Origin of the sequence: Streptomyces sp. NBC_01408 (assembly GCF_026340255.1) — a bacterium.
GTDB lineage: Bacteria > Actinomycetota > Actinomycetes > Streptomycetales > Streptomycetaceae > Streptomyces.
Map to the genome: position 1 here is coordinate 1,741,698 of NZ_JAPEPJ010000001.1, position 12,911 is coordinate 1,754,608.

General features: G+C 71.3%; 12 protein-coding genes and 1 pseudogene. 8 read left to right on the top strand and 5 right to left on the bottom strand.

Annotated features, from left to right (window positions below; translation table 11 throughout):
* The first annotated feature begins 3 nt into the window (after nt 1-3).
* From OG447_RS08240 to OG447_RS08260, 5 genes are all read left to right on the top strand, one after another.
* Nucleotides 4-801: an ATP-binding cassette domain-containing protein gene (locus tag OG447_RS08240; protein ID WP_266935811.1), complete on the top strand. Its 798-nt coding sequence runs from the start codon at nt 4-6 to the stop codon at nt 799-801.
* Nucleotides 801-2,099: a hypothetical protein gene (locus OG447_RS08245; RefSeq protein ID WP_266935812.1), complete on the top strand. Its 1,299-nt coding sequence runs from the start codon at nt 801-803 to the stop codon at nt 2,097-2,099. The genes OG447_RS08240 and OG447_RS08245 overlap by 1 nt, the downstream gene beginning before the upstream one ends.
* On the top strand, nt 2,096-2,710 hold the full coding sequence (locus OG447_RS08250; RefSeq protein ID WP_266935813.1) for a hypothetical protein: 615 nt from the start codon (nt 2,096-2,098) through the stop codon (nt 2,708-2,710). The genes OG447_RS08245 and OG447_RS08250 overlap by 4 nt, the downstream gene beginning before the upstream one ends.
* A 142-nt stretch (nt 2,711-2,852) precedes the next feature.
* The gene (locus OG447_RS08255) at nt 2,853-3,338 is read left to right on the top strand and encodes a prevent-host-death family protein (protein WP_266935814.1); all 486 of its coding nucleotides are present in this window, start codon (nt 2,853-2,855) and stop codon (nt 3,336-3,338) included.
* Nucleotides 3,335-3,685, top strand: a complete 351-nt coding sequence (locus tag OG447_RS08260; protein WP_266935815.1) for a hypothetical protein — start codon at nt 3,335-3,337, stop codon at nt 3,683-3,685. The genes OG447_RS08255 and OG447_RS08260 overlap by 4 nt, the downstream gene beginning before the upstream one ends.
* A gap of 73 nt (nt 3,686-3,758) precedes the next feature.
* Here OG447_RS08260 and OG447_RS08265 read toward each other — a convergent pair whose 3' ends face one another.
* The 5 genes and pseudogenes from OG447_RS08265 to OG447_RS08285 all read right to left on the bottom strand — a co-directional run.
* Complete coding sequence (locus OG447_RS08265) at nt 3,759-4,928, bottom strand: pyridoxal phosphate-dependent aminotransferase (RefSeq protein ID WP_266935816.1); 1,170 nt, start codon at nt 4,926-4,928, stop codon at nt 3,759-3,761.
* Between the two features lie 13 nt (nt 4,929-4,941).
* Complete coding sequence (locus OG447_RS08270) at nt 4,942-6,258, bottom strand: hypothetical protein (protein ID WP_266935817.1); 1,317 nt, start codon at nt 6,256-6,258, stop codon at nt 4,942-4,944.
* Nucleotides 6,258-7,700 carry an N-6 DNA methylase gene (locus OG447_RS08275; protein WP_266935818.1) on the bottom strand — a complete coding sequence of 481 codons (1,443 nt, stop codon included), beginning with the start codon at nt 7,698-7,700 and terminating at the stop codon, nt 6,258-6,260. The genes OG447_RS08270 and OG447_RS08275 overlap by 1 nt, the downstream gene beginning before the upstream one ends.
* 59 nt (nt 7,701-7,759) lie before the next feature.
* A complete protein-coding gene (locus tag OG447_RS08280) occupies nt 7,760-7,951 on the bottom strand; it encodes a hypothetical protein (protein ID WP_266935819.1) in 192 nt (63 codons plus the stop codon).
* 254 nt (nt 7,952-8,205) lie between these two features.
* A pseudogene (locus tag OG447_RS08285) lies at nt 8,206-8,976 on the bottom strand (aminotransferase class I/II-fold pyridoxal phosphate-dependent enzyme); the annotation flags it as partial.
* A 675-nt stretch (nt 8,977-9,651) separates the two neighbouring features.
* Between OG447_RS08285 and OG447_RS08290 the strand changes: the two are divergent.
* The 3 genes from OG447_RS08290 (at nt 9,652) to OG447_RS08300 (ending at nt 12,889) form a co-directional block, all read left to right on the top strand.
* Nucleotides 9,652-10,200 carry a DUF2617 family protein gene (locus tag OG447_RS08290; protein ID WP_266935820.1) on the top strand — a complete coding sequence of 183 codons (549 nt, stop codon included), beginning with the start codon at nt 9,652-9,654 and terminating at the stop codon, nt 10,198-10,200.
* Between the two features lie 134 nt (nt 10,201-10,334).
* The gene (locus OG447_RS08295; protein ID WP_266935821.1) at nt 10,335-11,978 is read left to right on the top strand and encodes a polyamine aminopropyltransferase; all 1,644 of its coding nucleotides are present in this window, start codon (nt 10,335-10,337) and stop codon (nt 11,976-11,978) included.
* A 56-nt stretch (nt 11,979-12,034) separates the two neighbouring features.
* The gene (locus OG447_RS08300; RefSeq protein WP_266935822.1) at nt 12,035-12,889 is read left to right on the top strand and encodes an SRPBCC family protein; all 855 of its coding nucleotides are present in this window, start codon (nt 12,035-12,037) and stop codon (nt 12,887-12,889) included.
* The last annotated feature ends 22 nt before the right edge of the window (nt 12,890-12,911 follow it).

Consider the following 12,911-nt stretch of genomic DNA (forward strand, 5'->3'; position numbering starts at 1 on the left):
AACGTGTCCGTCGACAGTGATATGGCCGCGGCCGGCTCCACGCCGGTCGCGGCCGTCGAGGGCGCCACGGTCCGCTACAAGACCGTGGTCGCCCTCGACGACGTCAGCGCCCGCTTCACCTCCGGCACCACCGCGCTGCTCGGCCCGAACGGAGCGGGCAAGACCACCCTGCTCTCCCTGCTGAGCACCGCCCGCCGGCCGCACACGGGGACCGTGTCCCTGCTCGGCGAGTCCTCGGACGGCCGCGCCCGCACCCGCCGGCTGCGCGAGCGCATCGGGGTCCTGCCGCAGTCCTTCGGCTACTACCCGCGCTTCACGGTCCAGGAGTTCGTCGAGTACGCGGCCTGGCTGCGCAAGGTGCCCGCCGCGCAGCGGCGCGAGCGGACCCGTGACGCCCTGCGGCTGGTGGAGCTGGAGAAGTACGCGGACCGGCGCATGGGGGCGCTGTCCGGCGGAATGCTGCGCCGGGCCGGGATCGCGCAGGCCGTCGTCAACCGGCCCGCGCTGGTGCTGCTCGACGAGCCGACGGTCGGCCTGGACCCCGCCCAGCGGATCGGTTTCCGCACCCTCATCCGGGCCCTGGGGGAACGCTCCGCGGTGGTGATGAGCACGCACCTCGCCGAGGACGTCGCCCACGTCTGCGACCGCGTCTCGGTGCTCCTGGAGGGCCGGGTGCGGTTCACCGGCACCGCGGCGGAGCTCTGCGCGCAGGCTCCCGGACACGACGGCGTCACCGTCAACGGCTCCGCGGTCGAGGGCGGCTACCTCGCCGTCGTGGACCGGAACGGAGTCGTCCTGTGATGCGCGTCCTGTTCCACGAGATCCGCCGCGGCGAGGCGGCCAAGGTGGCGCTGCTGCTGGCCGCCGTCGGCTCCTGGTACCTGGTCTCCGCGGACACCGCGACCAGCAACTGGATCGGCTGGTGGAACCAGGCCAGCATCAAGGTCCAGGTGTTCGGCGTGATCGTGATGGGCTCCCTGATGAGCGCCGCCGCCGCGTGGAGCGCGGGCCGCGCCCGCCGCACCCGTACGAGTGCCTGGGCCGATACGACTCCCCGGGGCGGCTGGTCGCAGGCGCTGCTGCTGTGGGCCGCGGCCTGGCTGCCGGCGCTCGCCGCGTACGCGCTGATGGCCTCCATCGCGTTCTGGCGCACCGCCGGCGTCAGCGAGGTCACCGAACCGGTGTGGACCCCGCTGCTGCTGGGCGTCGCGATGACCGGGTTCCAGATCGCCGCGGGCGTGGCCGCCGGCACCCTGCTGCCGTCCCGGATCACCGCCCCCGCGATGGGCGTGCTCTGGTACCTGGCGTTCGTCGTCTTCGCCTTCGTGCCCGACAGCCCCCTGGCCAGCCTCTTCCCGGCCATCGACGAACACTGGGACGCCACCTTCCGCCCCCACACCACGCGCCTGCTCGTTGCGACCGCCTGGTGCGCCGCCGCCGCGTTCACCCTGCTGGCCCTGCCCGCGCTCGTCCGCCGACCGGTGGTCTCGCCCCGGCTGTACGCGGTCGTGCCCGTGGCCCTGGCCGCGGTGGTGGCCGGGGGCGTGCTGCTGACCTACCGCGCCCCGGCGCCCGACCCGTTCTGGGCGGTGCGGGCGCAGCAGCCCGAGGAGGCCGCCTGTGTCACCCAGGGCCGTACGAAGGCCTGCCTGTGGCCGGCCGACAGGCATCTGATGCCCCAGGTCGAGGCCGCCACCCTGAAGGTGGACCAGGCCCTCGGCCCGCTCACCGGCCTCAACCGCACCTTCTACCAGACCGGGCTGCGCCCCAGCGGCCCGTACAGCGCGGAGCTGCCCGTCTACCGGCCCGTCGTCGACACCGCCACCCTGACCACGGCGATGCTCGACGCCTCGCTGCCGCAGCCCGCGTCCGGCTGCGAGCCGTATCTGCTCAAGGAGCTGGGCGGGCTGCCGGACACCTTCCTCTTCCAGGCCGTGATCCACAGCCGCGCCGGGGCCGGGGTCCCGTACTACGGCGACGAGTTCGCGGCCACGCTGGAGGCCGTGCTCAAGGCTCCGGCAGCGGACCGCGACGCGTGGATCAGCGCCGCCGCGGGTGAGATCGGCGCCTGCCGCCCCGTACCCCCGCTGCCCCGGTGAACCCCGTCCTCGCCTTCGCGCGCAGCCGCGACCTGCCCCGTGCGGCGGCGGCGTCGCTGGCCGTGGCCGTGGCCGCCGTGGTGTTCACCGGGACCCAGGTCGACTTCCCGGACTTCCGCTACCTGGTCGACTTCAGCATCCCGGTCGCGGCGGTCGCCCCCGTGGCCTACGCGGTCGTCCTCGGCACCACCTTCCACTCGCCCATGGCGGACCTGGAGCACACCGCGGCCCAGCCCATGCCGGGCTACCGGCGCCTGCACCTGGTCGCGCTGACCGTGCTGGCCGTGGTGCTGTCGGCCCTGCCGGTGCTGGCGGGCCTGCCCGCGGAGGTGTTCGCCGCCTCGGCCCGCAACGCCGTCGGCTACCTGGGCCTGGCGGTGATCAGCGCCCGCCTCTTCGGCAGCGGCCTGGCCTGGCTGCTGCCCCTGGGCAGCTTCGGCCCGACCCTCCTGCTCGGCGTGGGCCCCGACAGCACCCCGGAGTTCTGGGCCTGGTCCATCGAGGCCCCGGGCGACGCCCCGGCCCTGGCCATCGCCGCCGCCCTGTGGCTGACGGCCCACCTCCTCCCCGCCCCGCCGCCCCGTCAGGACGACCGCGCGGAAGCACCCTGACGGGGCCCCCGTCCTACAGGCGCCGCAGGCGCGTGACGGCCTCGCGCAGGACCTCGGTCCGCTTGCAGAAGGGCAAGGCGTGAGCATCGGAATGCAGCACGCGCCCTTGGCACTCAGAGCATAATCTGAGTACAGTCTGAGTATGAGCCTTGCTTACCTGGGAGCCGAGCCCGAGTCGGTGTCGTTCACTGACCTGTCAAGAAACCCGAAGGCTGTAGCCGCCCGGGCTGCAGCCCTTGGTGCTCTGCGCGTTACCCATCGGGACGCGCCCGACATGGTGCTGACGACTGCCGTGCACGCGGAGCGCACCGAGGAGAACCTCACGACGGCGTCCCGGCTCTTCCTCGCGCTCATGAAGCACGACGACGGAGCCCGCTCACTCCTGCTGGCCTTGCCGGAGGTCTTTCCGTGGGTGCGGCACCTGGACGGCGAGGAGATGCGCGCTTTCACGGTGGAACTTCTGGAAGCGCTTTCCGATGCGGCAGAACTGGGTGCCAGGGAGGCTGTGCACCGGGCGCTCGTCTCCTGGAGGGCAACGGCTCGGATCAACGCCGATCCCGAGCAGCTCAAGGAAGCGCTGCGCCCGCTCGACGGGGAGGACCTGGGCCCGGTCGAGGTGGGCGGGTGAGTCCGAAGAAGGGCGATCGTGTCAGCGTTCCGCCGCTGAGCGGATGGAACGTCGTCTTCGGGACAACCGATGCGGTGACGGGGTGGGAGGAGCTGTGCCGCGCGGCGCTGCCCAGTGCCCACCGCTGCCTCGAGGCGCTGCGCACCGACCCGTTGTCGCGTGACAACTGGAACCGTCAGCATCAGCTCCGTGGAAGACTCGCCACCAAGGAGTGGAAGGGATCGCTTCTGGACCAGTGGGAGTTCGAGGTCACAAGCGGCGGCCGCGTGCGCTACCTGGGCAGCCCTGAGACATCGACCGTCGTTCTGGTCTACGCGTCCACTCAGCACCCGAAGGACACTGAATAGCTCGTCTCTCCCGTGCGGCACGGGGCTGGCTGAAACGCCTGGCCCCACGCCCGCACGTCCATCAGGCTCGCTCTCAGCGGGCCAGCCGACCGAGGCGTTCAACCGCCTCCTGCAATACAACCGTCCGCTTGCAGAAGGTGAAGCGGACCTGGCTGCGGCCGGCGTCGGGGTCGTCGTAGAAGACGGAGTTGGGGATGGCTACGACACCGCAGCGTTCGGGAAGGTCACGGCAGAAGGCGTAGGCGTCCTTCTCGCCGAAGGGGGTGATGTCGGTCGTGATGAAGTACGTGCCCTCGGGCTGGTAGACCTCGAACCCGGCCGCACGCAAGCCGTTGCCGAGCAGGTCGCGCTTGCGTTGCAGGTCGGTGCGGAAGCCGTCGAAGTACGCGTCCGGCAGGCCTAGTGCCTCGGCGATCGCGTACTGGAACGGGCCGGCGCTGACGTACGTCAGGTACTGCTTGGCGGTCCGGACCGCGGAGACGAGAGGACCGTCTGCCATGACCCACCCAACCTTCCATCCGGTGAAGGAGAAGGTCTTGCCGGCGGAGGAGATGGAGACGGTGCGCTCGCGCATGCCGGGGAACGTCGCCATCGGGACGTGGGTGGCACCGTCGAAGGTCAGGTGCTCGTACACCTCGTCGGTGACGACGAGCAGGTCGTGTTCGACAGCGAGCGCGGCGATGGCGCTCTGCTCTTCGGCGGTGAGGACCATCCCGGTCGGGTTGTGAGGCGTGTTCAGGAGCAGCAGACGGGTCCGGGGGGTGATCTTCGATCGCAGTTCGTCCAGGTCTGGGCGGAAGGACGGGGCGCGCAGGGTGAGCGGTACGCGCTTCGCACCGGCCATGGCGATGCAGGCGGCGTAGGAGTCGTAGAAGGGTTCGAAGGCGATGACCTCGTCGCCGGGCTCCAGCAACGCGAGCATGGTCGCGGCGATCGCCTCCGTCGCCCCCGCGGTGACCAGGACCTCCGTGTCCGGGTCGAAACTCAGATCGTAGAAGCGGCGCTGGTGGTCGGCGATCGCCTGGCGCAGCTCCAGGATGCCGGGGCCCGGCGGGTACTGGTTGCCGCGGCCGTCGCGCAGCGCTCGTACGGCAGCCTCACGGACTGAGTCCGGACCGTCCGTGTCCGGGAAGCCCTGGCCAAGGTTGATCGCGCCCGTCGCTGTCGCCAGTGCCGACATCTCCGCGAAGATCGTCGTCCCGAGTCCGTCCAGCCTTCGGTTCAGCAGTGGCCTGGCGCTCATGTCTCCACCGTTCTCACTCGGGTACCCGTCGATTCTCCGGAGACCATCCTGACTCATTGCCGGTCTTGCCTTCGCGTGTTGGGGGGACTGCAGCGGGACGAGGCGTGAAAGCGCCCTCTTCTCCCGGCTCCGCCGCCGGCTCGCGGAGAACCCCCGCCTTTGCCGAGATGTCGCGCAGGAGCGCGTCCCGCAGGGCGTGCAGCGTCGCAATCTTGGAGATCAGGAGTCGCGCCACGGCGTGCAGGGGCTCGGCCATCGTGTGGAACCCGGTGCGTGTGAACTGGTCTGGCCAGGTGACCTTGAGGCGCTTGAGGGCGCTGGCGGAGATCTCTCGGGCGTTCCCACCCTGCGTCATCTGTGTGATGTCGCCGCCCCGGCTTCTGAGTTCGTGAAGCAGCCACCAACTGTCTGGGTCCTCGACGGGCCGTACCGCCACGACACCTCTGAGGGGTGTCGCCGGGCGGCGCGTCACAGCGATGTGCGCGCCGTCGGGACGGGTGCTCAGCATGAAGGTTCCGGGAGGATGTGCCTCGCCGGCGTCCGCGGGGCTTCGCAGGCGGAACCTCTCCACATGGGGCACGGGGAGGTCGAAGAGGTCTCTTGGAACGATCGCGTCGACGGTGTGTCCTGTCGGCATAGGGGGGAGCGAGCGTTCGGAACCTTTGCCCGTCTTCAGTTTGGCGACCTCGGCGAGCGCTCGTGTCTCCCAGGGCGGGTCTGCCGGCGCCCAGTCGTCGTGAAGGGCGTCGGCCAGTTCCAACGCCTTTCGCGCGGTGTCCTTGTAGAAGGAGGCCATCTCCTCGATGAGGCCGAAGGCCCGGTGGTACGCGGTGATCACGTCCGGCGGGGGGAGCGGAAACAGCATGCGGCGGAGGGTGTCGAGGCTGACGGTGGGCTCGACGTGCGCCGTCACGTCCTCGTCGATCCGGGCCTTCGCCGTGGGCGTCTGCAGCCAGATGCGCAGCCACCACACGAGGTGTGGATCGGCGCGGATGATGCCGATCGACCTGGTCGCTGTCCACCCCGCGTGCTCGGCGGTGACCAGCGCGGAATCGCCCACCCGCCTGACCAGCACCACGGCCAGGTCGCCCTCCCTGAGGGTTGCCCGGGTGGACGGGGATCCGCCGGGCCCGCGGTGATTGGTCCGGGGCGAGAGGATGCCGCCGCCCTGGACGAACGTGGAGCTGACGACTCCTGGAGTCTGATCGGCGGCTCCGTCGTCGAGGAACCCGGAGGTGGTGTAAACATCCCTACGGGCCTGCTCGATCTCGATGGAGGTGGTCGGCCAGGCCGCCGTACCGGAATTGACCTGGTGGGCATTTGCTTCCATCAGATCTCCTCCAGGATGTCCAGCAGCTGAAGTTCCAGTTGGCTCATCCGGTCGAACTGATCGGTCAGTTCGAGCTTGAGCTGCTCGATCCGGCTCCGTGTGTCCTCTGTGGCACCCGGTGGCTCCACGGCGTACGAAGTCGGCATCAGGCTGTACTCGCGGTCAGCGATCTCCTTGGTGGAACAGCTTTGGGACCAGCCAGCGGCGTCGTTGTAGGGCGTGGCCGCGGCACCGTTCTCGGGGAGGCCACGCCAGGCCGCGAGGGTGGTCAGGATCGATGCCGTGTTCTTGTCGCCGAGCCTCCGTGCTCTCGACTCCGGGACCGGTTCGAAGGCTCGCCGCGCGTTGATGAAGAGCACCTGTCGGCGGCGGTCCAGGACACCCCAGCCGGGGCGCGCGCTCTTGTCCCTGTTGAGGACCCACAGACAGGCGGTGGCTTTGGAGTGACCGAACACGCGAGGCGGCAAGGCGATCACGCATTCGACGACATCGTCACGCAGGAGGCGCTCCCGAAGCCTTCGGGAGAGAGGCAGTCGACTGTTGGCCACGTTGTCGGCCATCAGGAAGGCAGCACGTCCGGCCGGAGCCAGCGCGTGCGCGATGTGCTGAATCCACGCGGAGTTGGCGGATCCGGGGGACGGCGGTTCTTCCGGCCATCGGGGATCGACGGGGACCGGGGGCGCCAGCCGGCGGGCGCTCCGCTCCTTCTTGTCCTCCGGCACCCAGTCACGCTGGTTGAAGGGGAGGTTGGCCAGGATGATGTCGTGGGGCTCGAGTTCGGGCTCTGCGAGGCTGTCCCCGGGCGGGAAGACGTGGGCGGTGATCCCCCGTACGGCGAGGTTCATGCGGGCCACCTGCGAGGTGTGGGCGTGCTGCTCCTTTCCTTGCAAGGACATGGTCGGGTCCAGCTCAACTCGGTCGCGGACATAGCGGTGACTCTCGACGAGAAGTCCCCCTGAACCACAGACCGGATCCAGCACCCTGTGCCCGTCGCGGGGGACGGCCGCACCGACCATGAGGCGTGTCATGTCCTGCGGCGTGAAGTAGTGGCTGCCCTCTGCCTGGTCCACCGAGAGGTCTCGCAGGCACTGATCGAGTAGTGGCCCGACCCGCTGGGTGGAGCCGATGATCTGGACGAGCGCGTGCAGTGTTCCTTCGGAACCTTGGGGCGGAGCGGGCATCAGGCTCCTGGTGCCCGTATCGACACCCTGTACGTCGGGCGCGGGAAGCCAGTGGGCCAGACACTTGCTCACGGCAGCGCGGATTCCCGAATCGTGCCCTGCAGGCTGACTCAGCAACCACGACCAGGTCGGCACGCTGGTGCCGGGAGCGGCGTGTGCCCTCCGGCTCAGGTAGAGCAGTCCGAGGACGAGGCGAGTCGCGTCGGAGGCGTTCATCAGCCGCGAGAGGTGCGTGCGGTGTCGACGCACCTTCACGAGCACCTCGCGGAGCGAGGAGGGGTCCTCGGCCTGGACGCGCCCTCGCAGGGCACCCGTGTCGCTCATGCGCCCACCACACCCAGGGCGCCCATGACCACGATGAGGAGCGACAGAGAGCTGGCGAAGGTCACTGCCCCGGTTTTGAAGGCCGTCGAGCGACGCCCTCCCGAGACGAGGGTCACCAAGCTGCCGGCCTGAGCGGCGACAAGCGCCACGAGGATCGCGATGATCACGTACATCAACTTCAACTGCATGTGGTTCCTTCCTGATGCCAGGGCGATCGTCCCTATGGGCGAGTGAGCCGGTGATCCCCGGCTTCAGGAGGGACAGTAGAAGACGTGGGCCTCGCGCCGGTGGGTGCACGCCGTTTGGGATTTCCTATACGCGCGCCCGGAGTTCAAGCCCTTGCGGCGAGTGCACGCCGTTTGGGATACAAGGCAGGCGCGTCGGCGAGAGGGCCCGTTCGGGCATCCGCCTCACACCCCGAATAGCTGGGTGAACAGGGCTTGACCCAGCCGACCTTCCAGCCGGTGAAGGAGTAGGTCTTGCCGGCCGAGGAGATGGTGACGGTGCGCTCGCGCATGCCGGGGAGGCCCGCCAGGGGGGTGTGGGAGCCCTCGAAGACCAGGTGCTCGTACACCTCGTCCGTGACGACCAGGAGGTCGCGCTCGACCGCCAGCTCGGCCACGGCGGCCAGCTCGGCCGGGGTGAGGACGGTGCCCGTCGGGTTGTGCGGGGTGTTCAGCAGGAGCAGCCGGGTGCGCGGGGTGACCGCGGCGCGCAGTTCGTCCAGGTCGAGCACGAAGGCGCCGGCGTGCGGGCGCAGGGTGACGGGGACCCGTACGGCCCCGGCCATCGCGATGCAGGCCGCGTACGAGTCGTAGAACGGCTCCAGGGCGATGACCTCGTCACCCGGTTCCAGCAGGGCGAGGAGGGAGGCGGCGATGGCCTCCGTGGCACCCGCCGTGACCAGGACCTCCGTGTCGGGGTCGTAGGCCAGGCCGTAGAAGCGCCGCTGGTGCTCGGCGATCGCGGTGCGCAGCTCGGGGACGCCGGGGCCGGGCGGGTACTGGTTGCCGAGGCCCGTGAGGACCGCGCGGGAGGCCGCCTCGGCGATCTCGGCCGGGCCGTCGGTGTCGGGGAAGCCCTGGCCGAGGTTGATCGACCCGGTGCGGGCGGCCAGCGTCGACATCTCCGCGAAGATCGTGGTGCCGAAGGCCGCCAGCCGGCGGTTGAGGAAGGGGCGGTTGCTGCTCACGGGTGCGGTCACGGACGTCATCCTGCGGGGAACCTCTGGACTTGCTCAAGTGTGCTTTGGGCCGCGTGGCCTGCGGGCATCCCCCTGTCACGCGGGACGCGGGGATCCCGCTCCCCGGGAAGACCGGGGCGTGAGAAAGGGGGCGGACATGGAGTTCGTCTTCATCGTGATGGGGTTCTTGCTGCTCGTTTTCATCGGGGCCCTCCTGGCCCGTTCCTGGGGCGGCGGGTCGTCGTCCCGGTCCGGTCGGAGCGGGTGGTCGAGCGGCGGGTCGTCGAGCTCGTGCTCGGGCGGCTCGTCCTCCTGCGGGTCCTCCTCGTCCTGCGGAGGCGGGGGCGGAGGCGGAGGCGGGGGCTGCGGCGGTTCCAGCTGACACGGGGCAGCGTGGCACCGTGCGGAAGGGGGGCGTCCGGCGGTGTAACTTCCGTCGGGCGTCCTCTCGTTCGCCCATGCACCACGACGCGCGGGGCGCAACTCGTTGAACACGTGAACTGAGTTCCCCCCGGGGGGATGTAAACCCCTTCAAGTTGGGTAAAAACGCTGTGAGTGCCGTGCCTTTCATGATTCCCTCGGTTGAGTAGACCAGTCCTCGGACCTCCCGGGACTTCCTGTGGACCCGTGCCGGTGTCCCCCCACCCGTTGACTACCGCTGGCGGGCCCCGGCCCATCTCCCTCGCGCGTTTGCGGAGCCGACTCATGCTCACGACCCTCCAGACCACCTACACCGACACGCGTGCCGCCGACCTCGCCTGGGCTCTGGGGCGGGACCGGCTGCCCGCCCTGGCCGTACTGAACCTCGAACTGGTGGGCGCCAAGGTGGAGTTGCGCCTGCTCGGAGCCTCACACCAGGTACTCCTGGAGGAGGGCGAGGTGCTCTGCTCGGAGACGGTCGCCTGCATGCCCGGCAGCAGTACGCCACTGCCCCTCGGCGTGGCCAAGCGGGTGGGTGACTGGGAGTACGAGTTCGCCGCGCGGGTCGAGAACCTGTCCCGCGGCTCCTTCGCGGGGAGGGCGCAGGAACTGCTCGCACTGGTTGCGGACCACCCGAACGGACTAGCGGGCACCTTCCCGGGCAGCCCGCACGCCTTCACCGCCATGCTGGCCCAGCGCTACGAGGGCCAGGTGCGCTGGCGGACCTGGCACGCGTATCCGCAGGAGGGCCAGCTCGTGGCCACCAGGACGCGGGTCGGGGCACGGACGGGCGCCACCGCCGCGGCGGCCGCGGAGTCCCCCGCACTGCTGTGAACCGGCCCGGCCGGACCCGGGGCGCCCCGGGCGCGGACACTGCCTCCCGGTTACGCCAACTGGCTGGAACAGTGCGCCACTTGCACCCATGTGGGTGACCGGGTGGAAGTGGGCGGTGACGTACGGTTCGCTTCATGATCGACCGTTCCGTCCCGCGCCGGGTACTCCCGGCTCCGGAGCCGACGGGGAGGGCGGCCGCCCCGGCCGCCCTCCCCGTGCAACCCCGGACCGGCCGGCTCCTCGTCCTGGCCACCGTGTTCGTCTGCGCCGCCTGCGGGCTGGTGTACGAACTGGAGCTGCTCGCCCTGGGCTCCTACCTCATCGGCGATTCCGTCACCCAGGCGTCGGTCGTGCTGTCCGTCATGGTCTTCGCCATGGGCGTCGGCTCCCTGCTCGCCAAACGCCTGCGCAAACGCCCAGCCTTCGGCTTCGGCATGATCGAGGCCGGGCTCGCCCTGCTCGGCGGGCTCTCCGCCACGGCGCTGTACGCGAGCTTCGCCTGGCTGGGGGAGTCCCGGCCCGCGCTCGTCGCCTTCTCCTTCGCCATCGGGGTGCTCATCGGCGCGGAGATCCCGCTGCTGATGGTCCTCATCCAGCGCATCCGCAGACAGGACGCGGGCGGGGCAGTCGCCGACCTGTTCGCGGCGGACTACGTCGGCGCCCTGGTCGGCGGCCTCGCCTTCCCGTTCCTGCTGCTCCCGATGCTCGGCCAGCTCACCGGCGCCATGTTCACCGGCACCGTCAACGCGGCCGTCGGCGGCGGACTGGTGCTGTGGCTGTTCCGCCGGGACCTGACCTGCCGCTGCCGCTGGCTGCTGATCGCCGCGAACGTGACCGTCCTGGCGGTGCTCGCCTCCGCCACCGTCCTCGCCGACGACTTCGAACGGGTCGCCCGGCGCGCCGTGTACGGCGGGGAGGTACGGGTCGCCGTCCAGACCGGGGTGCAGGAGCTGGTGATCACCGGCCCCCGCACCGGCTCCCCGCGCTCCCTCGACCTGTACCTCGACGGGCGGCTGCGGGTCAGCGGGTACGACGAGTACCGCTACCACGAGGCCCTCGTCCACCCCGCGATGACCGGCCCGCACAGCCGGGTCCTGGTCCTCGGCGGCGGCGACGGGCTCGCCGCCCGCGAGGTGCTGCGCTACCCCGACGTCGCCTCCGTCACCGTCGTCGAGCTCGACCCTGGCGTGGTCCGCCTCGCGCGCACCGACCCGATGCTCTCCGCGCTCAACGCCGGGGCGTACGAGGACCCGCGCCTCGCCGTCGTTACCCAGGACGCCTTCCGCTGGCTGCGCGGCCCGGCCGCGCGGGACGGCTTCGACGTCATCCTCTCCGACCTCCCCGACCCGGGCATCACCCCCAGCACCAAGCTGTACTCGCAGGAGTTCTACGGGCTCGCCGCGCGGGCCCTGCGCCCCGGCGGCCGGATCGCCGTGCACGCCGGGCCGCTGGCCACGCGCCCGCGGACGTACTGGACGGTGGACTCCACCCTGCGCGCCGCGGGCCTGCTGACCGCCCCCTACAGCGCGGGCGGCCGGCTCTCCGGCTTCGCCGCCGGACCCGACCGCACCCCGTTCGGCGCGGCCGCCGCACCGCCCCAGGACTGGGGCCTCGTACTGGCCGCCCGCGACCAGGTCCCCCAGCTGCGCGTGGACCGCGACACCCCCGCCCCGAACTCGCTGTCGACCCGCTCCCTGGAGGACGCCGCACGGGACACGGAACGGACCCGGCTGCCCGGACTGCCACCGTCGACCCTGCCGCACCCGAGGTATTCCTGACCGGTGTCGGCGCCGGACCGGAGACGGGAGGGGGTCTCCTCGGTAGGCTCGACCACATGGAGCATCAGGTGTTCGTTCCGGTACCGGCCGACGACCTCCGCGCCGTGCTGCGCGATCCCGCCCGGGTGGCCCGCTGTGTGCCCGGGCTCCAGCAGGACGCCGATACCGGTTCCGGGCCTCTCGCGGGCCGGCTGAAGGTCAGGGTCGACGGGCACACCGTGACCTACCGGGGTGCCCTGTCCCTGACCGAGCGGGACCCCGGCCACTTCGCCGTCGAGGGCGAGGGCACGGAGGTGCGGGGCAACGGGGCCGTCAAACTCTCCCTCACGCTGCGGCTGACCCCGGTGGAGGGCGGCACCCGGCTGGACCTCACGGGCGGCGGCGAGGCCGACGGGCGCGCCGCCGCCTTCACCCCGCAGGCCACCGCCACCGCCGTGCGGCGGCTGCTGGACCGGGCCGCCGAACAGCTCGCCGCGGTGGCGGCCGCGGCCGCCGCGGCCGAGGCGGCCGGGCCCGAGGTGAGCGACCCCGTGGCCGACGCCGAGGAGACGGAGGACGCGCGGGACACCGGGCGGGACGACTCCGGGGACGAGGTCACCGAGGTCTCCGCGTCCGTGTTCGACGCCGACGTGCCGCCGCCCTCCCTCGATCCCTTCCTGGAATCGGAGTTCACCGACCTCGGCGACCTCGGGGCCGTGCCGCCCCCGGCCGAGGCAGCCCACGCCCGCCGCACCATGATCGGCCGCAGCGCCGAGGAGGTGGACCACGCACCCCCGCGCGGCCGGTACGCCCCGGTCCCCGCGGCCGCCCCCACCGCCGCCGGCGACAACCTGCGCTGGATCGCCCCGGCCGCCGCCCTCGTCGTGGCCTCGGCCGTCGTCCTGGGCAGGGCCCTGCGCCGGCGCCGCTGATCCGCGCTCAGCACTAGGGTCG

Excerpts from the sequence above, each read along its gene's own strand:
- OG447_RS08255 (WP_266935814.1), top strand. The coding sequence starts at position 2,853 with ATGAGCCTTGCTTACCTGGGAGCCGAGCCCGAGTCGGTGTCGTTCACT.
- OG447_RS08265 (WP_266935816.1), bottom strand. The coding sequence starts at position 4,928 with ATGAGCGCCAGGCCACTGCTGAACCGAAGGCTGGACGGACTCGGGACG.
- OG447_RS08290 (WP_266935820.1), top strand. The coding sequence starts at position 9,652 with ATGCTCACGACCCTCCAGACCACCTACACCGACACGCGTGCCGCCGAC.
- OG447_RS08245 (WP_266935812.1), top strand. The coding sequence starts at position 801 with ATGCGCGTCCTGTTCCACGAGATCCGCCGCGGCGAGGCGGCCAAGGTG.
- OG447_RS08270 (WP_266935817.1), bottom strand. The coding sequence starts at position 6,258 with ATGGAAGCAAATGCCCACCAGGTCAATTCCGGTACGGCGGCCTGGCCG.
- OG447_RS08295 (WP_266935821.1), top strand. The coding sequence starts at position 10,335 with ATGATCGACCGTTCCGTCCCGCGCCGGGTACTCCCGGCTCCGGAGCCG.
- OG447_RS08300 (WP_266935822.1), top strand. The coding sequence starts at position 12,035 with ATGGAGCATCAGGTGTTCGTTCCGGTACCGGCCGACGACCTCCGCGCC.
- OG447_RS08280 (WP_266935819.1), bottom strand. The coding sequence starts at position 7,951 with ATGCAGTTGAAGTTGATGTACGTGATCATCGCGATCCTCGTGGCGCTT.